This window comes from Streptomyces sp. NPDC104106, assembly GCF_055584345.1.
The window spans coordinates 20688-44172 of the sequence record NZ_JBVJMF010000033.1 but is presented as its reverse complement, the minus strand read 5'-3'; the positions used below and the strand labels follow the sequence as shown (position 1 = coordinate 44172).

Here is a 23485-nt window from a genome sequence, read left to right as displayed (position 1 = left end):
AGTCGATCGGCGGCCAGGCGCTCAGAGGCCGGTCCCTCGCGGACCAGTCGATCGTCGGCCAGGCGCTCAGAGGCCGGTCCCTCGCGGACCAGTCGATCGTCGGCCAGGCGCTCAGAGGCCGGTCCCTCGCGGACCAGTCGATCGTCGGCCAGCCGGTTGACGGCCGGCCGGACGGCGGCCAGGCGCTCAGGGACCAGTCGAACCGCGGCCGGTCGATCAGGGACCAGTCGATCGGCGGCCGGCCGGTTGGCGGCGTCCTCGTGCACGGGTACGGGGGGTGGGGCCGGCCGGGAGGCGGAGCCGGGGTGTGCGCCCAGGCGCCGGGTGCGGAAACGGGCGTCCGGGCGCGCCCATACGGAATCCGTACCCAGACGCTGTCCGCGGAAGCACCCGCCCAGGCACCCGGAGACCGGGCGTACGCCTGCCCACACGCGTGCCGAGCCGGCGGTCGGCCGCCGCGGGTCGAGGTACGCAGCCGGGCGCACCGGCGCGGGGCGAGCGCCAAGACGCCGGGTGCCGGGGCGGGTGCCGGGCCGGGGGAGGGGGGTCATGACACCGGCTCCGTCAGTTCCCGGTCGAGCGGGATGTCGGCCGTGACGGTCACCACCGCCGGGTCCAGGTCGGCGGGGGTCGGCATCACACTGCCGGGGAGCTGGACGGCGGCGGCGCCGTGGGCGACGGCGGAGGCGAGGGCCTCGGGGCCGCTGCCGCCGGCGATCAGGAAGCCGGCGAGGGAGGAGTCGCCGGCACCGACGTTGCTGCGGACGGTGTCCACGCGCGCGTGGGCGAACCAGGCGCCCTCGTCCTCCACGAGCAGTTGCCCGTCCGCGCCCAGGCTGGCGAGCACGGCGCGCGCGCCCATGTCCCGCAGCTCCTCGGCCGCCTTGAGCGCGTCGCCGACCGTCGCCAGGGGGCGCCCGACGGCTCCCGCGAGCTCCTCGGCGTTGGGCTTCACCACGTCGGGCCGCGCACGCAGGGCCTCCAGCAGCGCACGCCCGGAGGTGTCCAGGGCGATGCGCGCGCCCCCGGCGTGCGCCCGCGTGACGACGTCGGCGTACCACGAGGGCGCGAGCCCCCGGGGCAGGCTGCCGCAGCACGCGATCCAGTCGGCGTCGCCCGACTGCGTGCGCACCGTGTCCAGGAGGAGTTCCTGCTCCGCCGGCGACAGCTCGGGCCCCGGCGCGTTGATCTTCGTGAGCACCCCGTCCGCCTCGGCGAGCGCGATGTTGGAGCGGGTGGCTCCGGCGACCGGGACCGGTGCGACCTCGATGCCCTGCGCGTCGAGCAGATCGGCGATGAGTGCGCCCGGCGCACCGCCCAGGGGCAGGACGGCGACCGTGCGCTGCCCGGCGGCCGCCACGGCGCGCGAGACGTTCACGCCCTTGCCGCCCGGGTCCATGCGCTCGCCGGTGGCGCGGATGACCTCGCCGCGCTCCAGGGTGGGGACCTCGTAGGTGCGGTCGAGGGAGGGATTGGGGGTGACGGTGAGGATCATGCGCGCACTACTTCCGTGCCGCCGCGCTCGATGGCGGCGGAGTCTTCGGGGCTCAACCCGCTGTCGGTGATCAGCAGGTCCACGTCGCTCAGGTCGCCGAAGCGGGCGAAGTGCTCCTGGCCGTGCTTGGAGGAGTCGGCCAGCAGCACCACGCGGCGGGCGGCGGCGACGGCGGCCCGCTTCACCGCGGCCTCGGCGAGGTCGGGGGTGGTCAGTCCGTGCTCGGCGGAGAAGCCGTTGGCCGCCACGAACAGCACGTCCGCCCGGATCTCGCCGTACGCGCGCAGCGCCCACGCGTCGACGGCGGCGCGCGTACGGTGCCGTACCCGCCCCCCGACGAGGTGGAGCTGGATGCCGGGGTGGTCCGCGAGGCGCGCCGCGATCGGCAGGCTGTGCGTGACGACGGTGAGCGAGGACTCCAGCGGAATGGCGGCGGCCAGCCGCGCCACCGTCGTACCGGCGTCGAGGATCAGCGTCCCCTCGGTCGGCAGTTCGGCGAGGGCGGCCTTGGCGATGCGGTCCTTCTCGTCGGCGGCGGTGGACTCGCGCTCGGTGAGGTCCGGCTCGAAGTCGAGACGGCCGACGGGGATGGCGCCGCCGTGCACGCGGCGGACCAGGCCGGCGCGGTCGAGGGCCTTCAGATCGCGGCGGATCGTCTCCGCCGTGACCTGGAACTCCTCGGCGAGCGACAGCACGTCCACCCGGCCGCCGTCACGAGCGAGCCGGAGGATCTCCTGCTGCCGTTCCGGTGCGTACATGTCGCCGGCCTCCGCCTCGATGTCCGTTCACTTCCGAGTCACGCCCGAACGTGTGGTTTCACGGTGAGGCTACGCCCACCTTTCCGGAATGTAAACAGGTTCAGGCTTCAATCGGGCATGAACGGACTTCCATCCGTGCGGCTGGGCACCGCGGACGGACGGCGCGAGGGCCCGGCACCTGGCCGGTGCCGGGCCCTCGTCATGACCGGTCGGCCGGGTCAGGCCACCGGCTCCGGCTGGTTCCCGGTCGCCGGAACCTCCCCCTCGGCCGCCATGAGCTTCTCCTCGGCCGCCCCCTCCGCATGCTGCGCCGGCCGCTTCGGCAGGGCGGACATCAGCAGGAAGATCGCGCCCATGATCCCGGCGACCCACCACAGCGCGTACTGGAAGGCGTGCACGAAGGCGGGGCCGACCTCGGCCGGAGCCAACCGGTCGCCGATCCGCCCGAAGAAGACCACCGACACGAGCCCCAGCCCGAGCGCGTTGCCCATCTGCTGCACGGTGTTGATCAGACCGGACGCGGACCCGGCGTGCTCGCGCGGCACCCCCGAGAGCACCGCGTCCGTCAGCGGCGCCACGATCAGCCCCATGCCGGCCCCCATCACGGCCAGCGGCAGGGCCATCTGCCAGGAGGCGATGGAAAGGCCGTAGCGGTGGGCCTCCCAGAGATAGAGCAGCACGCCCGCGCCCATCACCAGCGCGCCCGCCCGCAGCACCTCGCGGCCGAAGCGCGGCACCAGCTTCTGCACCGACATCCCGGCGGCCACGGACACCGCGACGGAGAACGGCACCCCGGTCAGACCGGCCCGCAGCGGGCTCCAGCCCAGACCGACCTGCATGTACAGCGTCCAGACCAGGAAGAAGATGCCGAGCGCGACGCCGAAGACGGTCTGTACGGCGATGCCCGCGGCGAAGCTCTTCACCCGGAAGAGGGACAGTTCGACGAGCGGGGAACCGTCCCTCGCGGCCTTCCGTTTTTCGTACGACACCAACGCGGCGAAGACGACGAGCGCACCGGCCATGCAGCCGTACCCCCACAGCGGCCAGCCCAGCTCGCGGCCGCGGGTGAGCGGGTACAGCAGCATCAGCAGGCCCAGCGAGACCAGGGCCACGCCGACGAGGTCGAGCTTCAGGGCCCTGGGGGCCTTGGACTCGGTGATGAAGCGGCGGCCGAGGAGGAAGGCCGCGACACCGACGGGGAGGTTGATGAGGAAGATGGGGCGCCATTCGAGGCCGAAGAGGTTCCATTCCGTCAGCAGGGCACCGAGCAGGGGGCCGGAGACCGCGCCCAGGCCGACGATCGCGCCGAACAGACCGAAGACCTTGCCGCGTTCATGGGCCGGGAAGGTGGCGTGCACGATGGACAGCACCTGAGGCACCATCATCGCCGCCATGCCGCCCTGAAGGACGCGGGAGACGACCAGCATCTCCGGGTTCACGGCGAAGCCGCACAGGGCGGAGGCGAGGGTGAAGCCTCCGATGCCGACCAGGAACAGCCGCCTGCGGCCGTGGATGTCACCGAGCCTGCCTCCGGTGATCAGGGCAGCGGCGAAGGCGAGGGCGTATCCGGCGGTTATCCACTGGATCTGGCTCACCGAGGCGCTGGCGTCGCGCTGAATGGAGGGGATGGCGATATTGACGATCGTCACGTCCACCAGGTCCATGAAGGCCGCGGTCATGACGATGGCCAGGGCGAACCAGCGACGCCGGTCGGCGGGGGCCGGGGCACCGTCCGCGGACGGGATGTCGCCGGTGCTCGGCACGTCGTCGGCGGTCGGCAGGGCACCGGTGGGCGGCATGTCACCGGTGGGCGGCGCTTCGTCCCGGGCCGGCCGCGGAGTGAGGGTCTGTTCCGTGGTGGTCATGACCGGAAAGCTAGACCGCTATTAGGCCAGATCATGTCCTATAGGTACGGCATCCTCGTGGGCATGACTACCGACACACCCGCCCGGCTGCTGCAGTTGCTGTCGCTCCTCCAGACTCCGCGCGAGTGGCCCGGCGGTGAACTGGCCGAGCGGCTCCGCGTGTCGCGGCGTACCGTGCGGCGGGACATCGACCGGCTGCGGGAGCTGGGCTATCCGGTGCAGGCGACGAAGGGCGCGGACGGCGGGTACCGGCTGGTGGCGGGCAAGGCGATGCCGCCGCTGGTGCTGGACGACGAGGAGGCGGTGGCGATCGCGGTGGGGCTGCGGGCCGGTGCCGGGCACGCCGTGGCGGGCGTGGACGAGGCGTCGGTACGGGCCCTGGCCAAACTGGAGCAGGTGCTGCCCGCGCGGTTGCGCCACCGGGTGTCCACGCTGCAGGCCGCGACCACGCCGCTGACCAGTGGGGACGGGGCGAGCATCGAGCCGGAGACACTGACGGTGATGGCGTCGACGGTGGCGGGACACGAACGACTGCGGTTCGCCTACCGCGACAGGGAAGGGGGCGAGACACGGCGGCTGACCGAGCCGCACCGGCTGGTCTCGACGGGACGGCGCTGGTACCTGGTCGCCTACGACCTCGACCGCGACGACTGGCGCACGTTCCGGGTGGACCGGGTGAGCGAGCCGTTCGCGACCGGAGCGCGGTTCGCGCCACGGGAGTTGCCGACGGGGGACGCCGCCGAGTATCTGCGGCGATCCATCAACCGGCGGCAGGAGACGTACGAGTTCACGGTGCGCTTCGCCGCCCCGGCCGGTGAGGTCGCCGCGCGGGTTCCGGCCTGGCTGGGAGCGCCGGAGGACGACGGGCAGGGCGGCTGCGTCCTGCGGGGCAGCTCCGGCGACCCCGTCGAGTGGCTGGCGGTACGGCTCGCGACGGCCGGCTTCGATTTCACCGTGCGGGAACCGGACGAACTGGCCGCGAGTGCACGGGAGTTGGGCGACCGGCTGAGCCGGGCGGGGTGGGCCGGGCGAGCCGAGGGCGCGCAGCCGCCCGTGGGAACCTGATCCGTGCTCCCGGCCAGGACATGTGGCGGAGAGCGAGGCCCTGCCCGGCAGGCTCCCGAGGGATGGCTCAGGCCGGCACGCTCCAGTCGAAGCCCTTCAGCGCCTTGAGGTTGTGCAGGGCCAGGGCCGCCGGGCCCTGCGGGCCGGTGGGCGGGGCGGAGGTGGCGGCCCAGGACTCCACGGCCACACGGACGGCGGCGCCCGCGACGGCGGCGGTGAAGCGGAGGGCGGGGGTCACGGCGGGGGTCACCTCGGCAGTGACGGCGGGGGACCCACCGGGCCTGGCGCGTGCCGCGAGGATCTCGCCCAGGGCCGTCTCCGACGCCTGGCACACCTCGGCCCAGACCTTGCGCAGCGCGGGACTGGTGTCGGCCAGGCGGATCAGGGTGCGGACCCACTCCCAGGACGCCGCCGAGACGCCGGCGCCGGGGGTGAGGGTGTGCCGGACGGCGTGCTCCAGTGCCTCGGCCACGCCGAGGTGGGCCGGGGCCGCGCGGACCGCTTCCGCCCAGCGCTGGGCGCCGGCGGCGTAGAGCGGGGCGACCGCTTCCTCCTTGGCGGCGAAGTAGCGGTAGAAGGTGCGGGGTGCGATGCCCGCGGCCTGGGCGATGTCCTCGGCGCGGGTCGCCCGCAGGCCCTGCCGGACGAACAGCGCGCCCGCCGCCCGGGCGATCTCCATCCGCGTCTCGGCCTTCCGGCGTTCCGTCAGGGAGACCGGTGCGGGAGCGGAAAACTGCTGGTGGGAGGGGCTGGGGGTGGTGCTCATTCCGGCAGGCTATGCCGATATGGCAGAATCTGCCATCCGCGCGGTCCACCCCGGGGTTCAGGTACGGGGTGGACCGCCGTTCCAGCATGCCGCCCTCCTGCACGACAGGGGCTACGCCTGCGCCACCACCACGTAGAAGGTGACGGTGGCGAGGAATGGTCCCCGGCTGAGGTGGTCGAGCCAGGATTCCGCCGCCGCGTCGGTGAGGTAACCGGCGGCGACGGCGCGGCGCGTGGTCCGTTCCAGGCCGAGGACGCGGTCCGCGGCCCGGGCGTCGCGGAAGACGGGGGTGACGGGAATGACCTCGGGGACGGTGAAGCCCGCATCGGCGGCCAGCCGGGCGAGTTGCCGGCCGATCGCGGCGTTGCGTACGACGCGCTCGGCCACGTGGCGGGTGTAGGCGCGGGTCAGTTCGCCGTCCGGGTGGTCGACGGCCAGCGTCTCCCAGTCGGGCTCGCCCATGACGAGCCGGCCGCCCGGCCGCAGGACCCGGTGGATCTCGGCGAGGGCCGCCCTTGGATCGGCGACGTGCTGCAGGACCCGGTCGGTACGGGCCCGGTCGGCGGACCGGCCGGACAGCGGCAGTTCGTGGATGTCGCCCTGCCGTACGTCGACCACGGGCAGTTCGGCGGTGCGGGCGCGGGCCGCGTCCACCATGGCGGAGTCGTGGTCGACGCCGATGACGGAGCCGCCGGGGGTGACCGCCTCCGCGAGGGACCGCAGGTCGGTGCCGGGTCCGCACCCGAGGTCGAGCACGGTGTGCCCGGCCTGGAGGGCGAGTTCCGCCAGCATGCGCCGCTTGTACGAACGGCCGGGTTCGGTCGCCGCGAGCCGGTCGAGGTAGGCGACCGAGTCGGGCCTGTCTGTCTCGAACGCGGAGGACGAGGTCATGCGGTCCAGTCAACCAGGCCCGTCGACCGCTCGGCCAACTCGCCTCTCATCGGCTCGAGTTGACCGGGCTACCGCGCAAGAGGGCCGGGCTCCGGCACCCAGGGGGGATGGGTGCCGGAGCCCGGCTTCGGAAGGTCCCGGCGCCGGGGGGGGGATGGTGCGTCGGGACGTGGTTCGCGTGGGGTCGGCGGGCGGTGGGAAGGTCGCCGTGGGGGTGCGTGTCTTCGTGGGGTGCGCAGCTCGCCGGGCGGGTGAGCCGTACGGGTGGTGCGGGTTGGCTGGTGCGTGCGTCGGGCGGTGTGTCAGGTGCTGTGGGGAGTGCGGTCGCGGTTCGCGGGGGCCCCGCGCTGGGCCCGCATGTGTTTTTCCCGCGGGCCCCGGCGTTGAAGCGACAGGACCAGGCCATGTTTGCGCCGTCTTTCGCCACCGGCGTGCGCTGCACCGGGGTTCGCACGCCGCCCATCCCGCCCCGGCGGGCGTGAGCCGCACCGCGCATCACGCGCACCCCCGCGGAAGCATCCGCGGAGCGCCACCTCCGTGGGCCCGTGAGGTGCCGCGGCCGGGGCCACCGCCGGACGGCGACGGCAGGCCGCCACGCCCTCAGGCCGCCGCGTCGAAGCCGGTGTCGCGGGCCAGCTTCTTCAGTTCGAGCAGCGCGTGCTTCTCGATCTGGCGGATGCGCTCACGGGTCAGGCCGTGCTCCTTGCCGACCTCGGTCAGGGTGCGCTCGCGGCCGTCCTCGATGCCGTACCGCATCTTGATGATGGAGGCCGTGCGCTGGTCCAGGCGGCCGATCAGGTCGTCCAGCTCCTCGCTGCGCAGCAGGGTCATGACGGACTGCTCGGGGGAGACCGCCGAGGTGTCCTCCAGGAGGTCGCCGAACTGGGTCTCGCCCTCGTCGTCCACCGACATGTTCAGCGACACCGGGTCGCGGGCCCAGTCGAGGACGTCGATGACGCGCTCCGGCGTCGAACCCAGCTCCGCCGCGATCTCGGCCGGCTCCGGGTCGCGGCCGTGCTCGCGGTTGAACTCGCGCTGGACGCGGCGGATGCGGCCCAGCTCCTCCACCAGGTGGACGGGGAGCCGGATCGTGCGGGACTGGTCGGCGATGGAGCGGGTGATGGCCTGGCGGATCCACCAGGTGGCGTACGTCGAGAACTTGAAGCCCTTGCGGTAGTCGAACTTCTCGACCGCGCGCACCAGACCGGCGTTGCCCTCCTGGATCAGGTCCAGCAGGGGCAGGCCACTGCGCGGGTAGCGCCGGGCGACGGCGACGACCAGGCGGAGGTTGGAGCGGATGAAGACGTCCTTCGCCCGCTCGCCGGCGGCGACCAGGGCCTGAAGCTCCTCGTGGGTGGCGTCCGTCGCGGACTCCTCCTCGCCGTCGAGGACCTGCCGCGCGAACACACCCGCCTCGATGGTCTGGGACAGCTCGACCTCCTTGGCGGCGTCGAGCAGCGGCGTGCGCGCGATCTCGTCGAGGTACATGCCGACCAGGTCGCGGTCGGCGATCTCGCCGCCATGTGCGCGAACACTGCTTGCCGAGTCGGCCGTCTCGCCGGAGGCGGACTGACGACGGGCGACGGCACGGGTTGCCATGCGTGCTCCCTTGCGATGGTGGGCTGGCGGATGGTCCTGCGGTCGCTCAGCACTCCGTGGACTGTGGGGAACTCTCCTCGGGTGCCCTGCTTCCGAAGGAAACAACGACTGGAATCCGGACAGAATTCCCAACCTGTCCCCCGATTTTTCTGATCATGCAGTACCCTGTCCGGCCGCACGAGGAGACGAAGCCGTCGGCTCCCACAGAGGCGCAGGTCAGGCGGGGAACCGAGGGGGACCCCGACACCCTCGTGACCCGTGTGGCGGTACAGGACCAACCGCGGTCGGGAGACAGCTGCACCACCCCCTCCACGGCCCGCCGGACCGGCGAACCACCCGCGAACCGGACGGAAGGGCGCCACCCCGGCCGTCCCGGCCCGCCGTCGCACCGGCCGCCCTTCGCCCCGAAAGACGGCCCGCGCCCGCCGATGGTTGCCAGGGAAGCGGAATCACGGCAAATCCAGAGTTACGCCTTATCCAGCCCTTACCGGGCGCAGCCCGCCCGTCCGTCCCCGAACCCCCGCCACCAGGGACCGCCGAAGCCCCCGACCGCGATCAGCCGAACTGCACCGACCGCTTCGCCATGCCCATCCAGAACCCGTCGATCACGGACTTCTGCGCGTCCAGCTCGCCGCCCGCCTCGGCGGCGCCCATGGCGACGAAGAGCGGGGCGAAGTGTTCGGTACGCGGGTGGGCGTAGCGGCCGGCCGGCGCCTTGTCCAGGAAGTCCAGCAGGGCGTCCCAGTCGCGGGCCTGAAGGGCGCGCCGGCCCCAGTCGTCGAACTCGGAGGACCAGCTGGGCACACCCTGGCCGGCGTACCGCAGGGCGGCGAGGTTGTGGGTGAAGAAGCCGGAGCCGACGATCAGCACGCCCTCGTCGCGCAGCGGGGCGAGCTTGCGGCCGATGCCCATCAGGCGGACCGGGTCGAGGGTGGGCATGGAGATCTGCAGGACGGGGATGTCGGCGGCCGGGAACATCTCGACGAGCGGCACGTAGGCGCCGTGGTCGAGGCCGCGGTCGGGGATGTCCTGGACCGGGGTGCCGGGGGCGCGCAGCAGCTTGCGGACGGACTCGGCCAGCTCGGGCGCGCCGGGGGCGGCGTACCGCACCCGGTAGTAGTGCTCGGGGAAGCCCCAGAAGTCGTAGACGAGCGGGACGGTCTCCACCGCGCCCAGCGCGAGCGGGGCCTCCTCCCAGTGGGCGGAGACCATGAGGATCGCCTTCGGGCGGGGCAGGGCGGCGGACCACTCGGCGAGCTGACCGGGCCAGACCGGATCGTCGGCGAGGGGAGGCGCGCCGTGGCTGAGGTACAGGGCGGGCATGCGCCCCCGCGGTACGGCGGACGCCCTCTGCGGCTGGTCGGACATGACGGCGGCTCTCCATCCTCGGGGCAGGTGTTTTAACTCTCAAGCTTTCCGCTCCCCGAGCGTACGCCCGACTTGTTCAACTTTCAAGGAGGTGCCTCGTACAGTGGGACACATGAACACGGCACCCGACTCCGCCGGCGCCCGGCACCGCTGGCTCACCGACGACGAACAGCGCGTCTGGCGCGCCTACCTGCACGCCACCACGCTGCTGGAGGACCACCTCGACCGGCAGCTCCAGCGGGACGCCGGGATGCCGCACATCTACTACGGCCTGCTCGTCGGCCTCGCCGAGGCACCGCGCCGGCGGCTGCGGATGACCGAGCTGGCGATGAAGTCGAAGATCACCCGCTCCCGCCTCTCGCACGCGATCGCGCGGCTGGAGAAGAACGGCTGGGTGCGGCGCGAGGACTGCCCCTCCGACAAGCGCGGCCAGTTCGCCGTGCTCACCGAGGAGGGCGCCGAGGTGCTGGCGCGCACCGCGCCGGGCCATGTGGCCGCCGTGCGGCAGGCGCTGTTCGACCGGCTCACCCCGGAACAGCAGAAGGCCCTCGGCGAGATCATGGAGATCGTCGCCGAGGGCCTCCAGCCCAACGAAGCGGGTGCGGACCTGCCCTGGCTCCGCTGAGCACTCGCCCGAGCGCTCACCCGCACGTCGACGTCAGTGGGCGATCACCGGCACCGGCATCTCGTCCTCGACACCCGTGCCCTCGCCGGAGGCCACCGGGCCCGCGCCGGGGCGGCCTGCGTTGACGAAGGTGAAGGCGATCAGGGAGGCCAGCGCCAGGATGCCGACGGCGAACCAGATCGCGGTGCTGTAGCCGTGCACCATGCCCTGGAGCTTCACCAGCTCCGCCTGCGGCTTGCCGGCCGCGCCGGCGATGTGGTCCTTGACGTACGACGTGCTCGCCGAGGCGGCGATGGTGTTCAGCAGGGCGGTGCCGATCGCGCCGCCCACCTGCTGCGAGGTGTTGACCATCGCGGAGGCGACACCGGCGTCCCGGGGCTGGACGCCCGCCGTGGCCAGGGACATCGCCGGCATGAACGCCGTACCCATGCCGAGGCCGAGCAGCACCATCGCGGGCAGCAGCTGGGTGCCGTACGAGGAGTCGATCCTCAGCTGGGTGAGGATCAGCATGCCGAGCGCGGCGACCAGGAAGCCGGGGCCCATCAGGAAGCGGGCCGGGATCCGGGTCATCAGGCGGGTGCCGATCTGGGTGGAACCGGTGATCATGCCGGCCACCATCGGCAGGAACGCGAAGCCGGTCTTGACCGGCGAGTAGCCCTTCACGACCTGGAGGTAGTAGGTCAGGAAGAGGAACAGGCCGAACATGCCGATGATCGCGAGGCCGAGCGAGAGGTAGATACCGCCGCGGTTGCGGTCGGTCACCACGCGCAGCGGCAGCAGCGGGGCGTTGACCCGGGACTCGACGGTCACGAAGGCGAGCAGCAGCACGGCGGACGCGACGAACATCGAGATGGTCACGCCGTCGCCCCAGCCGGCGGACTCGGCGCGCGTGAAGCCGTAGACCAGCGCGACCAGGCCCAGGGTGGACAGGAACACGCCGGGGATGTCGAGCGGGGAGCGGTTGCGGCCGCCCTCGGGCTCGCGGATGACGAAGTAGGCGCCGGCCGCGGCGACGATGGCGAACGGGACGTTCACGAAGAAGGTCCAGCGCCAGTTCAGGTACTCGGTGAGGAAGCCGCCGAGGATGAGGCCCACGGCACCGCCGCCGCCCGCGATGGCGCCGTAGATGCCGAACGCCTTGGCGCGCTCGCGGGCGTCGGTGAACATCACCGCGAGCAGGGACAGCGCGGCCGGGGCGAGGAGCGCGCCGAAGACGCCCTGCAGGGCGCGGGCCCCGAACATCATCGGGCCTGTGGTGGCCGCGCCGCCGAGCGCGGAGGCGAGGGCGAAGCCGGCCAGGCCGGTGACGAAGGCGCGCTTGCGGCCCCACTTGTCGGCGATCCGGCCGCCGAAGAGCAGCAGACCGCCGAAGGCGAGGGCGTAGGCCGTGACGACCCACTGCCGGTTGCCGTCGGATATGCCGAGGTCGGTCTGGGCGCGGGGCAGCGCGATGTTCACGATGGTGGCGTCGAGGACGACCATCAGCTGGGCGAGCGCGATGAAGACGAGCGCCTTCCAGCGGTTGGCGTCGCCGCCCGGGACGGCGGCGCGGGGAGCCCTGAGGGCTGTTTCGGACATGGGGTTACCCACTTCGGAACTTTCGTGACGGAAGACGTGCGGATCAGACGTGCGGAAGGGACGTGCGGAAGGTCTGAGGGAAACGTCATGGGAAAAAGCGAAGTACAGCGAAAAAACGGAACGTCGCAGGCACGGCTCGTCGACGGTGACGAGCCGGAAGGGACGGGCGTGAGGGTGGACTGGGGCGCGGGGCCGAACTAATCGGTCAGGGCTTGCGCAGCTCCCTGACGGTCACGGCCTCGCCCGGCAGGGCGGAGCGGGCGGGTGCCCGCAGGCCGTCGAGGAACACCTGGAGGTGGCGGTGGACGAACCGGTCGCCGTGCCCGCAGTCCGTGCCGGCCGGGGGCCGGCTCAGCTGGGCCACGACGATCATCAGATCGCCGACACCGACGTCCGGCCGGAGCTGCCCGGCCGCCCTGGCCCGGTCCATGACCTCCGTCACGAGCTGTTCCAGACGCTCGCGGGAGGCTTCCAGATCGGGGTGGTACTTGTCGAACGTGCTGGAGACCATCGGGCACAGCGCGCTGATCCGCTCGTCGGCGGAAGCGTGCACGAAGCGCTCCAGCGCGGCGAAGGCGTCACCGGTCTCGGCGAGCGCCTGCTCGGCCGCCTCGGCCGTACGGTCCATGACGGAGCAGACGACCTCGCGGACGAGGGCCTCGCGGTCGGGGAAGTTGCGGTACACCGTGGCGTTGCCGACGCCGGCCCGACGGGCGATCTCGTCCAGCGGCACGTGCGGGCCGTCCTCGACGAACATCTCCCGGGCGGCGGTGACGATCCGCTCCCGGTTGCGCACGGCGTCGGCACGGGGCCGGGACACCTTGCGCGGTACGGGGGTGGTCGCGGTCGGCACGGTGTACTCCTCGGACTCGACGTGATGGGCGCCCCTGCGGGGCGGTGATCGCGATCCGGGGAGCCGGTCCCCGTTTCGCTCGGACACAGGGCTAAACGGGGACTGGGTCCCCGGTTATTTCCCGCCCGCGAAAACAATCGCTGTGACCTGAGCCACATTCATCCTGGGCCGGGATTCACCCTGCCGCCGCCCCGTTTTCCCACGGTCGGCTCCTCCAGCGCGCGCCCCCGCACCCTGTCGGCTCAGGGTGATCGCATGGGTGCAGCCGGAGACCCGCGGCTGCCGTGGAGCGAGAGGCCCGTGCATGCAGCCGCAGTCGCAGCCGCCCCGCCGCATACACCTCCCCCGCGAGCGCGCGTTTGCCGACTGCCTCACCGCGGGCCGGGTCCCGTACGAGGGCCTGGACGAGACCCTGACCGACGAAGGCTCCCGCCGTAGAAGACGGACCCACGAAAGGGCAGCCGGAAGAGCGTACGGAAGGTCCGGACGGGCGCAGACCCGGCGCCGGATACGCACGCGCCGGGTGGCCGCTCTCGCCGCGGTGACCGCGCTGACCCTCGCGGTCAGCACCTCGGCCGGGACCGGACATCTGACGGCGCCCACCACCGCCGGGCCCATCGCCCTGGCCCACCCCTCCGCCCTCACGCCCTGCATGATCCACGGCGGTTCGGACGTGCAGCTGACCGAGGGCGTCCCCACCCCGCACGGCTACGCGCGCTCCACGGGCACGGTCCACGCCCTGACCCTGATGATCGACTTCTCCGACGCGCCCGGCCAGGGCAGCGCGATGGACCGCTTCCGCGAGTTCTTCCCGCAGACCCAGCGGTGGTTCCGCACCGCGTCGTACGGCCGGCTCGACTACGAGCCCGCGACCCCGATCACCGGCTGGCTGCGGATGCCGAAGCCCTTCAGGGCGTACGGCATAGAGCGCGGCGCGCCCTTCGACCCCGGCTACCGGCAGCTGGTGCAGGACATCGCGGCCGCGGCCGACCCCGTGGTGGACTTCCGCTCGTACGACCTCCTCAACGTCCTGGTCACCCCGAACGCCGGGCCGTCCGCGCTGGACACGGTGCTGTCGGTGACCTTCGCCGGGAACGGGGACGCGCCGGCCGCCGACGGCGTGCCCCTCGCCAACGCGTCCTTCATCTACTCCCGCCAGGACGACGGCTCCGGCTCCTACGACCGCACGGGCTACCGCGTCCTGCCCCACGAGAACGGCCACACCTTCGGCCTGCCCGACCTGTACACGCAGGAGGGCGGGGGCGCCGTCGGGCACTGGGACATCATGAGCGAGGACTGGGGGGCCGACAACGATCTGCTCGGCTGGCACAAGTGGAAGCTCGGCTGGCTGGACGCGTCGCAGGTCCGCTGCGCGACGCTGCCGGGCAGCGCCGAGTTCACGCTGACGCCGCTGTCGCAGGCGGGCGGCGAGAAGCTGGTGTTCGTACCGACGGGTCCGAGCGGCGGATACGCGCTGGAACTGCGCACCCAGGGCGGCAACGACGAGTCGGTGTGCCGCCCGGGCATCCTGATCTACCACGTCGACGCGACGATCGGCACCGGCCGCGGCCCCATCACGGTCCGCGACTCCCACCCCGCCAGCGGCGGCTGCACCCGCAGCCCCAACGTCCAGACGGAACTCTCCGACGCCCCCTACTCACCCGGCGAGACCTTCCGGGACCCCGGCCGCCGCATCACCGTTCAGGTCCTGGAGAAGGACGACGGGGGCAACTACCGGGTGCGGGTGACGCGGGGCTGAGGGATCCGGGGACGGCGGTGCCTGCCGGGAGGTCTACCGTAGGCGTGCCCTGATGCCGTACCGACAGAGCCGATGCCGTACCGGAGAGCCGATGCCCGCTGCTGACACCGTGCTGGACGCCGACGCGGCCGCCGGGGCCGGGCCGCCGGGCGAGGCGGTCGGGCCGCTGATCCGCGGGATCGGTGTGCTGCGGCGGCTGACCGAGGCGGGCGGCACGCTCAGCCCGAGCGCGCTGGAGCGGGCCACCGGACTCGCGCGCTCCACGGTCGACCGGATCACCGCGACCCTGGCCCGCATGGGCTACGTGCGTCTCGACGGCCGGGAGGTCGTCCTCACCCCGCGCGTGATGGCGCTGGGCAACGCCTACCTGGCCGCCCTGCGCCTGCCCACGCTGCTCGGCGCACACGCCGACGCCCTCGCGGACGAGCTGGACGAGTCGGTGTCCCTCGCGGTCGCCGACCTCGACGGCATCCGCTTCATCCACCAGGCCACCCGGCGCCGGGCGCTGTCGGTGAGCTTCCGCATCGGCGACCTGCTGCCCGCCGAACGCACCGCACCCGGACCGCTGTTCGCCGCCGGGTGGACCGAGCGGGACTGGGCACGCTGGCGCGCGCGCCGGGCCGCCGACCCGCACGCGGAGGCCTTCCCCGCCGTACCGCCCCAGCCGGCGCCCGCCGACGAGGGCGCCTTCACCGAACGGGTGGCACGGGCCCGCCGGGACGGCTGGGCCCTGGACGACCAGCTGATCGAACCTGGCCTGGTCGCGGTCTCCGTGCCGGTGCGGGACCCGGACACCGGCCGCCCGGCGTGCGTGGCGAGCGTGGTCAGCCACACCAGCCGGCATTCGGCGGCCGACCTGCGCGCCGGCCTCCTGCCCCGGTTGCGTACGGCGGTGGCGGCGATGGAGTCCGACCTGCGTACGGCGCCCGCGCCCGAGCCCGGCCCGCCGCCCGCGGGCCTCGCGACCTGGACGACGGCGTCGAAGCACGAACTGGGCCGGGACTTCGTGGAGTCACTGGCCCGGGGTCTGACGGTCCTGACCGCGTTCGGCGCGGGCCGTGCGGCCCTGCACCTGACGGACGTGGCCCGGGCGACGGGCCTGTCCCGGGCCACGGCCCGCCGCGCCCTGCTCACCCACGAGCACCTGGGCCTGGTGTCCGCCGGACCCGACCGCACCTTCGCCCTCACCCCGCGCGTGCTGGACCTCGGTTTCCCCCCGCTCTCCCGCACCACACTCCCCCGCCTTGCCGAGCCGCATCTGCGCGCCCTGGCGGATGCCCTGCGCGAGCCGACGGCGCTGGCGGTGCTCACCCCTGACGGCACGGAGATCCAGTACACGGCGGGGGCGGGCACGAGCCGCGTCCTCACGGTCCGCATCACGGTCGGCGCCCGCCTGCCCGCCGCCGCGACCTCCCTCGGCCGCGTCCTGCTGGCGGACACCTCGCCCGCCTACCCGGAGGTCCGCGCGCAGGGCTACGCCCTGGCCGACGAGGAACTGGAATCCGGCCTGCGCTCCATCGCCGTACCGGTACGGGACCGCACCGGCCGCGCGACCGCCGCGCTGTGCGTGGCCACACACGCGGCCCGCCGCACCCTGGACTCCTGCGTCCACGACCTCCTCCCCGCCCTGCGCACCACCGCCGACCGCCTCCAGACCGACCTCCACACGGCCTCCCGCTTCACCCCGATCCCCCCGACCTGACAACCCCACCACCGCCCGTGGCACCATCCGGTACTCTGTGGATCGGTACCACGCCTTCGTAGCTCAGGGGATAGAGCACCGCTCTCCTAAAGCGGGTGTCGCAGGTTCGAATCCTGCCGGGGGCACAAGGAAAAAGGCCCCGGACCGATCATGGTCCGGGGCCTTTGACATCTACTTCTGACATCAACGCGGGTGGCCGCGGGCGATCACTGCCGCCCGGGGCGCCTCCTGAGTAGGCGGTCCATGTGGCTCATGGCTTCGCGCTGGGTGTCCTGGACGACGTGGGTGTACACGTCCATGGTGATGCTGATCTGAGAGTGGCCGAGGATCTCCATCACGACGCGGGGCGCGACCCCGGCCGCCGTGAGGAGCGTGGCCGTGCCGTGGCGAGCGTCGTGCAGGCGGATGACGCGGAGGCCGGCGGACTCGGCGACGCGGGTGAAGGAGCGGTAGAGGTTGCGCGGCTCGATCGGACGGCCGGTTCGGGTGGCGAAGACGTAGTCCGACTCCTGCCACCTCTCCCCCGCCTTGGCCCGAGCAGCTGCCTGCCGCATGCCCTGCCAGCGCAGGGGCGCGATACAGAGGGCGGGCAGCGGGACGGCGCGGCGACGGCGGCTCTTGGGGTCGTCGTCGTACAGGACCCCACGGCGGCGCTGGACCTGGTGGCGGACGTAAAGGACGCGGTTGTCGAGGTCGACGTCCGACCAGCGAAGGCCGACGATCTCTCCCCGGCGGAGGCCCATGGCGATGGCGAGCACGAAGGCCGCGTAGAGCGGATCCTTTCGGGAGGCGGCGAGGAAGTCGAGCGTCTCATCCAGGGTCCAGGGGTGCAGCTCGGGTGTGTCCGTGCGGGGCGGCTCAACGAGCTTGGCGACGTTGCGCGTGATCAGTTCCTCCCGGCAGGCGGAGGACAGTGCAGAGCGCAGAACTCGGTGCGATTCCTTGGCGGTTGCTGCGGTGGTGTCCTTCTCCAGCCGCACGAGGAATCGGCGGACGTCAGCGACGCCGAGGGATTCGAGTCGCTTGGTACCGAGGAGGGGCACCAGGTAGAGCCGGACGTGGGCCTCGTACTTGTCGAAGGTGCTGAGCTTCCGACGGGGCTTGATGACGTTGTCCAGCCAGTACGGCAACCACTCCGAGAGCTTGGCCGATTTGGTGGGCACCGGCACGCCCTGGTCCACCTTGTCGAGCAGTGCCCGGCGCTTGGCGTCGCAGTCCGCCCAGTCCTTGCCATAGGCGAACTTGCGGGCGCGGGTGCCGTCCGGCTGGAGTACGTAGACCGCGCACTGGAAGCGGCCGTCCTTGCGCTTGGTGATGGTCCCGGCGCCGTTGGGATTCCGCTTGCGTTGCTGTGCCATCAGGCAGCCGCCTCCAGTTCGTTGGTGATGTACTCGCGGACAGCCCGCGCCGGGATGCGGCGGCACCGGCCGATGGTCATGGAGGGCAGCCGCCGGGAGCGGATGAGGTCGTAGACCGTGGAGCGGCCGAGCTTCAGTCGCGCCATGACGTCCGGAACCGTCAGCAGCTCGTCGTCATGCATAGGTGGGCTCTCCTTCCGTTCCGGGGGCGGGTTCGAGGGATGCGGCAAGCCAGGCTTCGGCGTCGGACAGGCCGGTGCCGGCGAAGACCCAGTGGGCGAGGACGAACGTTGTGTCGGTCGGGCGTTCGTCGGTTGCTGCCTGGGCGCGGCGCCATTCGGCGCGGGCGTCGCGAAGGGCGCCGAGGGTGGTGGAGTAGCGGCGGGACTTGGTGGAGAAGTGGCCGCGGAATCCGAGCATGTGGGCCCAGGCGCGCAGGCGGAGGTGTTCCAGGTCCTTGCGGGCGCCGAGGGTCCAGGCGGTTCGGATGAGGCGGCGGGCGTGGTCGCTGATGTCGAGCTGGGCGAGTTCGGCGGCGAACTTGAGGGGACGGTCGAGAGCTCCCGTCGCGGTCTCGGCGCCCTTGGTGGCGTACTTGGCGATGTACGCCGCTACGGCTCGTTCGGTCAGCTCCTGGCCGCCGTTGAAGTCGGCGGATCGGATGGTGCGGACGTCGAGTTGGCGGCCGAAGGCGAAGGTGTGGGGTCGGCCCTCGATCACCGGGCCGTCAACGCGAACCTTGGCGGCAGCGGCCTTGATGGCGTCGGTGAGCAGTTCGGCGGTAGCCCAGGCCGGGGGCGGGGTCTCTCCGCCGCCGGAGCCGTCAATGCGGATCACGGCGTGGAAGTGGACCGCGCCGCGCTTCTGGTACTCGGCGACCTTGGCGAAGGAGACGCGGGCGTGTTCGCGGAACCGGCGTTGTGAAAGGCCCGCACGCTTGGCGACCTCGCGGCGGAGGTAGGTCGAGAAGCGCCGCCAGAGCTGCCCGGCGTGCGCGTTCCACAGGACGGCTGCCTCGTAGTCGTACGTGTCGGGGTCGAGCGGGGTGCCAAGGGCGTCGTCGTCCTGGTCGTGGTGGGTGCCGCAGCGGCAGGGGCGGCCGTCGGTGCGGCGGTTGTGGACCGGGCCGAAGCCGGGTGCGGTGAAGGTGGCGAAGACGCGAGGGTTGGCGGCGACCTGTTCGGGGGTGCCCTTGCCGCCGCGCAGTCCGGCGGTGATCAGGTGGAAGGTGTCGCGTCGGTAGACCTCGGCGCAGGCCGGGCAACGTGTGGTTCGGCGGTTGTTGCAGCGGACGAGGAGTTGGCCGGCCGGGAGGGCGGTCGAGTCGAGGTGGTGTAGGACGCGGCCGATCTCACCGGTCGTGGTGTCGACGTCGTACTCGGTGCGGTGGCCGTCGAGGCGGATCGGGTGGGTGCAGCCGCCGAGGCCGGAGAGCTGCTGGAGGATACCCGGGAGCGTGCCCTGTGCGGCCAGGTTCGCGATTTCCGGCAGTGGGGCCGGGGTGGTGCGGGTGAAGATGGCGTTCTCCTTCAGGCTGGCTTGGTCAGGGAGGACAGCCCCGGGGCGGCGGATGCTTGGCCGTGTCACGCCGCCCCGGAGGCCGGGAAAGGCTCAGCGCCTGTGCTGCTCGCGGAGCAGGGACCGCAGGACCACGGCGGCGACGGCCACCGAGATGGCCGTGACGGCGACGGCCGCCAGGAGCGCGGTGAGGACCACGCCGCCGACGATCACGGTGGCGATGGTCTTGTTGTCGATGGACAGGGACGGCAGCGAGCGCCGGACGGGGGCCGGTTCGGTCGGGGTGTGGGTGTGCGCGGGCGGCGGAGTCGGGGCGTCGGGGTACTTGGGCAGGAACACGGCGGACCCTTCTCATCTACTCGTCTAGTTATGTGTGCCGTTTATGACGGTCACGCCGGAGCGTGTGCCGGAATCGATGGCCGGGGCCATGAAGGTGTGCGAGAGCCAGAAGCCGAAGAGGGCGATCAGGACGACGATCCAGGGGCGGACGCCGAGGAACTTGACCGCTCCCCAGGCGAACAAGCCGAGGACGAAGACCAGCGGCAGGCTGACGGTCACGGTGTGCGGAGTCCTTTCAGCGGACGGGGCAGCGGTGCGTGCGGGCGGCCAGCTCGGCGGCGGCGCGACTGTCGTAGTCGGCGGAGAAGCCGCAGCGTGGGGCGGTGCAGGCGGCGGTGTGCTTCTCGCGGCCCCGGTTGTCGTAGGCGGTGCCGACCTGGACGGGGCCGATGCGGGTGACGTCGCGGAAGCGGCGGTTTGCGGTCATGAGCGTTCTCCTCTCAGAGGCGGGCGGCGATGGCTTCGGCCATGGGCTCCGGGACGCCGAGGCGGGCGCGGAGGGTCGGGGTGTCGATCGGGGTTCCGGTGCGGGTGTGGTGGTCGGCGGCGACTTTGCGGGCGTGTTCGACCAGGGCGGCCGGGACTGGCACGGCGGACGGAGCGGGGCGTTCGTCGGGTGCCTCGATGGCGGGTTGGGCGGGTGGCTCGGGCGAAGGTTCGGCCTCGTCGCCCTGGTCCTCGGTGTCGAGGGCCTGTGTCGGCTTCGGCGCGGTGTGAGCGAGGAGCGTTCCGCCAAGGAAGGCGATCGCAGGCCAGCCCGCGACGAGGATCCGCAGCCACGCCGGCACCTGGGCCATGTCGAGGAGCCCGGCGGTAGCGACGTTGGCACCGAGGGATGCGATGAGCGCGATGACGAACCAGCACCACCCGGCCGCCTTCGCGTCTCCGGACCGCAGCCGACGCCAGGCGGCGACCAGCAGCAGGTCAACGCTGATCGGGTAGGCCCACGCTTTCCACCCGTCCTGCCCGGCGGCTGAGGCAATGTCGTGGAGGTGGGCGAAGGACAGCGCAGCGGCGATGACCGCCTGGATCAGTACCGCGTCGACACGAGCCAGATGGGCGCGCATGAAGCGGCTCCTTTTCGGATTCGGGCATGGGAGGGGTAGGGACATGGCGCGAATCGGTCACGCCAACCGGGCGGACGTGAGGGTCAGTCGGTCACCGGGCGCGGCTTGACCAGCGACACCGGGGCTTCGATCGGTCGTACGGGGACATCGGGCCGGAAGGGCTTGAGCGAGGGCAGGTCGGGCACCAAGTGCGCCGAGTCGCGGCAGGTCTCGGCGGCGTCGCCGAGGGAGAGGTACGGCGTGCGGATGCGGGACCAGCCGCCGGAGGTGTCACCGGCCACGGCGAGGCCGGGCCGTTCGGGGGCGATGGCGCAGGCGGCATAGACCGCTTCGGGTGCGATGTCGCCGAGCGCCATCTTGGCGGAGGCTTCGTCGTTGACGCGGTGGCAGACACGGCCGGTGAGCTGGGCCCGGAGCATTGTGGCGCCCTTGCCGAGTTCGGCGCCGAAGCGCTGCCCGCAGACCTCCAGGTAGATGCCGGCGGCGCGGCCGAGCTGGGCGAGGCGGATGAGCTGGGTGACCATCTCGTCCCGGCGTTCCTCGTCCTTGCGGCTGGCGACGAGGAACAGCTCGGCCACCTCGTCCACGAACAGCACGATCGGCACGGGGCGTTGCTTCTCGGGCAGGCCCCAGATGTCGGAGGTGATCTCCTCGTCCGGCGTGTCCGGCGCGATGCCCTGTCGGGCCTTGATCAGGTCGTATCGGTCCTCCATTTCCTTGACCAGCACGGGTAGCAGTTCGGCCGCCTGTTCCGGGTCGGTGGCCAGAGCCGAGAGCCGAGCGGCGAAGGGCGCCAGTTCCACTCCCCGCTTGCAGTCGATGCCGACCAGGGCGACGGGCTGTCGGGCGAGTCCGGCGATCAGGTGGCGCAGGTACATGGACTTGCCGGACAGCGTGGCGCCGAGGGTGAGTTGGTGCGGGATGGTGCGGTAGTCCCGGACGAACGGCATGGCGTCTTCCCGCAGCGCGACCGGCACCTTGAGAAGGCCGTCCGCGACCTTGCGCGGTATCCGTACCCGCCGTAGCACGTCGTAGCCGACCAGCCGCAGTTCAACCACGCCTGGCTTGACGGTCGTGACGTACACGGCGTGCACGCCCCAGGCATGCCGTAGTCGTTCCGCCGAGGCGGCGATGTCGGCGGGTTCCTGCCCCGGCGCGAGCCGCAGCCGGATACGGAGGCCGGTCGAGGTTGGCCGGATGAGTCCCCGGCGGGGCGGTACGGGCCGGACCTCACGGTTGGTCGTGGCCTTGACGGCGAGGACCCGGAGCCGGGAGGGCGCCACGGTCAGGCCGCAGGCTTCCATGACCGAGCTGTAGGAGCCGAGCAGCCGAGCCGTGGATATCGGCAGGCCGACCGTGGACCAGTACACCGCCGGGTGCTTGGCCCGGGTGTAGGCGGCCCCGCCACCGAGTACGGCGAGGGGGCCACCCACCTCCAGAAGCGTCGTCAGGTCGGTCATCAGGCAGCGGCCCCGGTGGCGACCGGGAAGGCGGCCGGGGTGACGGCGGCGGCCCGGTAGGCGATGCCGTGGCGCTGCTGGCCGTTGAAGACGGATTCCCACGGCCGGGCGACCAGCCCCGGGAGCGAGACCGGCGCCCCGAGGGTCAGCCCCTCGGAGATGCCGCCCTCCGGCACGGTGACCTTGATCAGCGACGACTCGCCGTCCTCGATGTAGACGACGCCGATCGTCATCAGGGCCTCACCGCTGTTCGCGTCCTTGGCGATCTCGCCCGTCTGCCGGTCGCGGACCTTCGGCTCAGGGGCCTCGGTGAGGAGGATCGTCGCGGCGGAGGTCTCAACGCGGATGGTACGCAAGGGAGTTCCCCTATCTACTCGTCTATACAAGAGTCTGTCTATGAACCCGATCTCCTGGGCTCGTGCGGACCACTGTGCCACACAACTTGCCCACTCGTCTATACGAGTAAGCGTGTTGGGGTGTACGAGTCCGGGAAGGCGTTCCCGCGCACCACCGCAAACTATGACGATCAGGTCGCCGGGAGCTGGTACGACAGTACGTACGCGTCCGCCGCCATCACCGTGTCACAGACCTCGACAGCCCGACCCTCCGTGTCGAAGGCGGTCCGAATCAGATGGATGACCGGCACGCCGGCCGCCAGGTGCAGTGTCTTGACCTCGGCGGGCGAGGGCATCCGGGCACGGATCTCCTCCTCGAAGTGGTCGAGGCGATGACCCAGCTCTTCGAGGCGGGCGTAGATGCCGCCGGGGCCCGGGTTGGGTTCGGCGATCTGAGTGCCGCGCGCGATGTCGAGGGGGAGATAGGACGTGGCGAACTCGACGGGCCGTCCGTCGAGGAGGTACCGGCGCCGCCGGGCGAGCACGCGCCGGACGGACCCGAGTCGGGTGGAGATGTCCTGGCTGGCCTTCTCCTCTTTGACCTCAAGACTGTCGACCTGGGGGTGACTGCCGGCCGCGTTGGCCTCCACGATGAACGCGGATTTCCCCTGCTCCCTGTGCCGCCGGGCGAACCGGTCGGAGGCGAGTCGCCGCACGGGCGGCCGGGGCCGGACGAAGACGCCCTTGCCGTGCTCGGCGTGCACTAGGCCCTCACCCTGAAGGATCGAGAAGGAGTTCCGGACGGTCATCCGGGACACTCCGTAGTGCTCGACAAGCTCAGCTTCGGAGGGCAGCTTTTCGCCCTCTCGGAATCGCCCACGGTCGATGGCCTCGCGCAGCTGATCAGCGATCTGGCGGAAGACCGCACGATCGCTCGTGGGGTCGAGATCGCCGAGGAGGCCGGAAGGGAGAGGGCTCACGTTGAGTACTCCTTTAGGTATCTAGACGAGTGGGCGAGTGTTGTTGCTACGGTGGAGAGCCTAGCCAGCCGAGAGGGCCGAGGAACGTGAGCACAGATCGCCCG

23 protein-coding genes and 1 tRNA gene are annotated in these 23485 nt (G+C 72.1%); 5 read left to right on the top strand and 19 right to left on the bottom strand.

Going from position 1 to position 23485, the window contains the following annotated elements; all coding sequences use genetic code 11:
• Positions 1-547: 547 nt before the first annotated feature.
• From pfkB to ACZ60X_RS42170, 3 genes are all read right to left on the bottom strand, one after another.
• Positions 548-1495, bottom strand: a complete 948-nt coding sequence (gene pfkB / locus ACZ60X_RS42180) for a 1-phosphofructokinase (RefSeq protein ID WP_469610827.1) — start codon at positions 1493-1495, stop codon at positions 548-550.
• Positions 1492-2253, bottom strand: coding sequence for a DeoR/GlpR family DNA-binding transcription regulator (locus ACZ60X_RS42175; RefSeq protein ID WP_469610825.1), 762 nt, complete (start codon positions 2251-2253; stop codon positions 1492-1494). Before ACZ60X_RS42175 ends, pfkB begins: the two co-directional genes overlap by 4 nt.
• 218 nt (positions 2254-2471) lie before the next feature.
• Complete coding sequence (locus ACZ60X_RS42170; protein ID WP_469610867.1) at positions 2472-3932, bottom strand: MFS transporter; 1461 nt, start codon at positions 3930-3932, stop codon at positions 2472-2474.
• Positions 3933-4181: 249 nt separating this feature from the next.
• Here ACZ60X_RS42170 and ACZ60X_RS42165 point away from each other — a divergent pair, with 249 nt between their 5' ends.
• Entirely contained in the window at positions 4182-5183 is a 1002-nt protein-coding gene (locus tag ACZ60X_RS42165; RefSeq protein WP_469610823.1) for a helix-turn-helix transcriptional regulator, read from the top strand.
• Between the two features lie 67 nt (positions 5184-5250).
• Here ACZ60X_RS42165 and ACZ60X_RS42160 read toward each other — a convergent pair whose 3' ends face one another.
• The 4 genes from ACZ60X_RS42160 to ACZ60X_RS42145 form a co-directional block, all read right to left on the bottom strand.
• Positions 5251-5949, bottom strand: a complete 699-nt coding sequence (locus ACZ60X_RS42160) for a TetR/AcrR family transcriptional regulator (RefSeq protein ID WP_469610821.1) — start codon at positions 5947-5949, stop codon at positions 5251-5253.
• 111 nt (positions 5950-6060) lie between these two features.
• Positions 6061-6840 carry a methyltransferase domain-containing protein gene (locus ACZ60X_RS42155; protein WP_469610819.1) on the bottom strand — a complete coding sequence of 260 codons (780 nt, stop codon included), beginning with the start codon at positions 6838-6840 and terminating at the stop codon, positions 6061-6063.
• A 600-nt stretch (positions 6841-7440) separates the two neighbouring features.
• Complete coding sequence (locus tag ACZ60X_RS42150) at positions 7441-8439, bottom strand: sigma-70 family RNA polymerase sigma factor (RefSeq protein ID WP_469610816.1); 999 nt, start codon at positions 8437-8439, stop codon at positions 7441-7443.
• Positions 8440-8994: 555 nt separating this feature from the next.
• Complete coding sequence (locus ACZ60X_RS42145; protein ID WP_469610865.1) at positions 8995-9762, bottom strand: dioxygenase family protein; 768 nt, start codon at positions 9760-9762, stop codon at positions 8995-8997.
• Positions 9763-9919: 157 nt separating this feature from the next.
• On the opposite strand from ACZ60X_RS42145, the gene ACZ60X_RS42140 reads away from it, so the two are divergent.
• Entirely contained in the window at positions 9920-10432 is a 513-nt protein-coding gene (locus tag ACZ60X_RS42140) for a MarR family winged helix-turn-helix transcriptional regulator (protein WP_469610814.1), read from the top strand.
• Positions 10433-10465: 33 nt separating this feature from the next.
• On the opposite strand, the gene ACZ60X_RS42135 is transcribed toward ACZ60X_RS42140, so the two are convergent.
• Positions 10466-12010 (bottom strand): MFS transporter, encoded by a 1545-nt coding sequence (locus ACZ60X_RS42135; RefSeq protein WP_469610812.1) that lies wholly within the window; start codon positions 12008-12010, stop codon positions 10466-10468.
• Positions 12011-12215: 205 nt separating this feature from the next.
• On the bottom strand, positions 12216-12863 hold the full coding sequence (locus ACZ60X_RS42130) for a TetR/AcrR family transcriptional regulator (protein WP_469610810.1): 648 nt from the start codon (positions 12861-12863) through the stop codon (positions 12216-12218).
• A gap of 523 nt (positions 12864-13386) precedes the next feature.
• On the opposite strand from ACZ60X_RS42130, the gene ACZ60X_RS42125 reads away from it, so the two are divergent.
• The 3 genes from ACZ60X_RS42125 (at position 13387) to ACZ60X_RS42115 (ending at position 16449) form a co-directional block, all read left to right on the top strand.
• Positions 13387-14622 carry a M6 family metalloprotease domain-containing protein gene (locus ACZ60X_RS42125; protein WP_469610807.1) on the top strand — a complete coding sequence of 412 codons (1236 nt, stop codon included), beginning with the start codon at positions 13387-13389 and terminating at the stop codon, positions 14620-14622.
• Positions 14623-14713: 91 nt separating this feature from the next.
• Entirely contained in the window at positions 14714-16324 is a 1611-nt protein-coding gene (locus ACZ60X_RS42120) for an IclR family transcriptional regulator domain-containing protein (RefSeq protein WP_469610805.1), read from the top strand.
• 52 nt (positions 16325-16376) lie between these two features.
• Positions 16377-16449 (top strand) — tRNA-Arg (locus ACZ60X_RS42115).
• 81 nt (positions 16450-16530) lie between these two features.
• On the opposite strand, the gene ACZ60X_RS42110 is transcribed toward ACZ60X_RS42115, so the two are convergent.
• From ACZ60X_RS42110 to ACZ60X_RS42065, 10 genes are all read right to left on the bottom strand, one after another.
• A complete protein-coding gene (locus tag ACZ60X_RS42110) occupies positions 16531-17682 on the bottom strand; it encodes a tyrosine-type recombinase/integrase (protein ID WP_469610803.1) in 1152 nt (383 codons plus the stop codon).
• The gene (locus ACZ60X_RS42105; RefSeq protein ID WP_469610801.1) at positions 17682-17864 is read right to left on the bottom strand and encodes a helix-turn-helix domain-containing protein; all 183 of its coding nucleotides are present in this window, start codon (positions 17862-17864) and stop codon (positions 17682-17684) included. Before ACZ60X_RS42105 ends, ACZ60X_RS42110 begins: the two co-directional genes overlap by 1 nt.
• Positions 17857-19155, bottom strand: coding sequence for a replication initiator (locus tag ACZ60X_RS42100; RefSeq protein WP_469610863.1), 1299 nt, complete (start codon positions 19153-19155; stop codon positions 17857-17859). The genes ACZ60X_RS42105 and ACZ60X_RS42100 overlap by 8 nt, the downstream gene beginning before the upstream one ends.
• Positions 19156-19293: 138 nt before the next feature.
• Positions 19294-19539, bottom strand: a complete 246-nt coding sequence (locus ACZ60X_RS42095; protein WP_469610799.1) for a SpdD protein — start codon at positions 19537-19539, stop codon at positions 19294-19296.
• Between the two features lie 24 nt (positions 19540-19563).
• On the bottom strand, positions 19564-19758 hold the full coding sequence (locus ACZ60X_RS42090; RefSeq protein ID WP_469610797.1) for a hypothetical protein: 195 nt from the start codon (positions 19756-19758) through the stop codon (positions 19564-19566).
• A gap of 16 nt (positions 19759-19774) precedes the next feature.
• On the bottom strand, positions 19775-19966 hold the full coding sequence (locus ACZ60X_RS42085; protein WP_361193720.1) for a mobile element transfer protein: 192 nt from the start codon (positions 19964-19966) through the stop codon (positions 19775-19777).
• Between the two features lie 13 nt (positions 19967-19979).
• A complete protein-coding gene (locus tag ACZ60X_RS42080; protein ID WP_469610795.1) occupies positions 19980-20606 on the bottom strand; it encodes a DUF2637 domain-containing protein in 627 nt (208 codons plus the stop codon).
• A gap of 83 nt (positions 20607-20689) precedes the next feature.
• Positions 20690-22066, bottom strand: a complete 1377-nt coding sequence (locus ACZ60X_RS42075) for an FtsK/SpoIIIE domain-containing protein (RefSeq protein ID WP_469610793.1) — start codon at positions 22064-22066, stop codon at positions 20690-20692.
• Complete coding sequence (locus tag ACZ60X_RS42070) at positions 22066-22422, bottom strand: SCO3933 family regulatory protein (protein ID WP_228623266.1); 357 nt, start codon at positions 22420-22422, stop codon at positions 22066-22068. Before ACZ60X_RS42070 ends, ACZ60X_RS42075 begins: the two co-directional genes overlap by 1 nt.
• A gap of 170 nt (positions 22423-22592) precedes the next feature.
• The gene (locus ACZ60X_RS42065) at positions 22593-23381 is read right to left on the bottom strand and encodes a GntR family transcriptional regulator (RefSeq protein ID WP_469610790.1); all 789 of its coding nucleotides are present in this window, start codon (positions 23379-23381) and stop codon (positions 22593-22595) included.
• Between the last annotated feature and the right edge of the window lie 104 nt (positions 23382-23485).

What these genes read in the sequence shown, in the direction of transcription:
- ACZ60X_RS42175 (WP_469610825.1), bottom strand. Translation starts at nt 2,253, where the DNA reads ATGTACGCACCGGAACGGCAGCAGGAGATCCTCCGGCTCGCTCGTGAC.
- ACZ60X_RS42105 (WP_469610801.1), bottom strand. Translation starts at nt 17,864, where the DNA reads ATGCATGACGACGAGCTGCTGACGGTTCCGGACGTCATGGCGCGACTG.
- ACZ60X_RS42135 (WP_469610812.1), bottom strand. Translation starts at nt 12,010, where the DNA reads ATGTCCGAAACAGCCCTCAGGGCTCCCCGCGCCGCCGTCCCGGGCGGC.
- ACZ60X_RS42150 (WP_469610816.1), bottom strand. Translation starts at nt 8,439, where the DNA reads ATGGCAACCCGTGCCGTCGCCCGTCGTCAGTCCGCCTCCGGCGAGACG.
- ACZ60X_RS42110 (WP_469610803.1), bottom strand. Translation starts at nt 17,682, where the DNA reads ATGGCACAGCAACGCAAGCGGAATCCCAACGGCGCCGGGACCATCACC.
- ACZ60X_RS42165 (WP_469610823.1), top strand. Translation starts at nt 4,182, where the DNA reads ATGACTACCGACACACCCGCCCGGCTGCTGCAGTTGCTGTCGCTCCTC.
- ACZ60X_RS42140 (WP_469610814.1), top strand. Translation starts at nt 9,920, where the DNA reads ATGAACACGGCACCCGACTCCGCCGGCGCCCGGCACCGCTGGCTCACC.
- ACZ60X_RS42085 (WP_361193720.1), bottom strand. Translation starts at nt 19,966, where the DNA reads ATGACCGCAAACCGCCGCTTCCGCGACGTCACCCGCATCGGCCCCGTC.
- pfkB (WP_469610827.1), bottom strand. Translation starts at nt 1,495, where the DNA reads ATGATCCTCACCGTCACCCCCAATCCCTCCCTCGACCGCACCTACGAG.
- ACZ60X_RS42145 (WP_469610865.1), bottom strand. Translation starts at nt 9,762, where the DNA reads ATGCCCGCCCTGTACCTCAGCCACGGCGCGCCTCCCCTCGCCGACGAT.
- ACZ60X_RS42155 (WP_469610819.1), bottom strand. Translation starts at nt 6,840, where the DNA reads ATGACCTCGTCCTCCGCGTTCGAGACAGACAGGCCCGACTCGGTCGCC.
- ACZ60X_RS42075 (WP_469610793.1), bottom strand. Translation starts at nt 22,066, where the DNA reads ATGACCGACCTGACGACGCTTCTGGAGGTGGGTGGCCCCCTCGCCGTA.
- ACZ60X_RS42120 (WP_469610805.1), top strand. Translation starts at nt 14,714, where the DNA reads ATGCCCGCTGCTGACACCGTGCTGGACGCCGACGCGGCCGCCGGGGCC.
- ACZ60X_RS42160 (WP_469610821.1), bottom strand. Translation starts at nt 5,949, where the DNA reads ATGAGCACCACCCCCAGCCCCTCCCACCAGCAGTTTTCCGCTCCCGCA.
- ACZ60X_RS42080 (WP_469610795.1), bottom strand. Translation starts at nt 20,606, where the DNA reads ATGCGCGCCCATCTGGCTCGTGTCGACGCGGTACTGATCCAGGCGGTC.
- ACZ60X_RS42170 (WP_469610867.1), bottom strand. Translation starts at nt 3,932, where the DNA reads ATGACCGCGGCCTTCATGGACCTGGTGGACGTGACGATCGTCAATATC.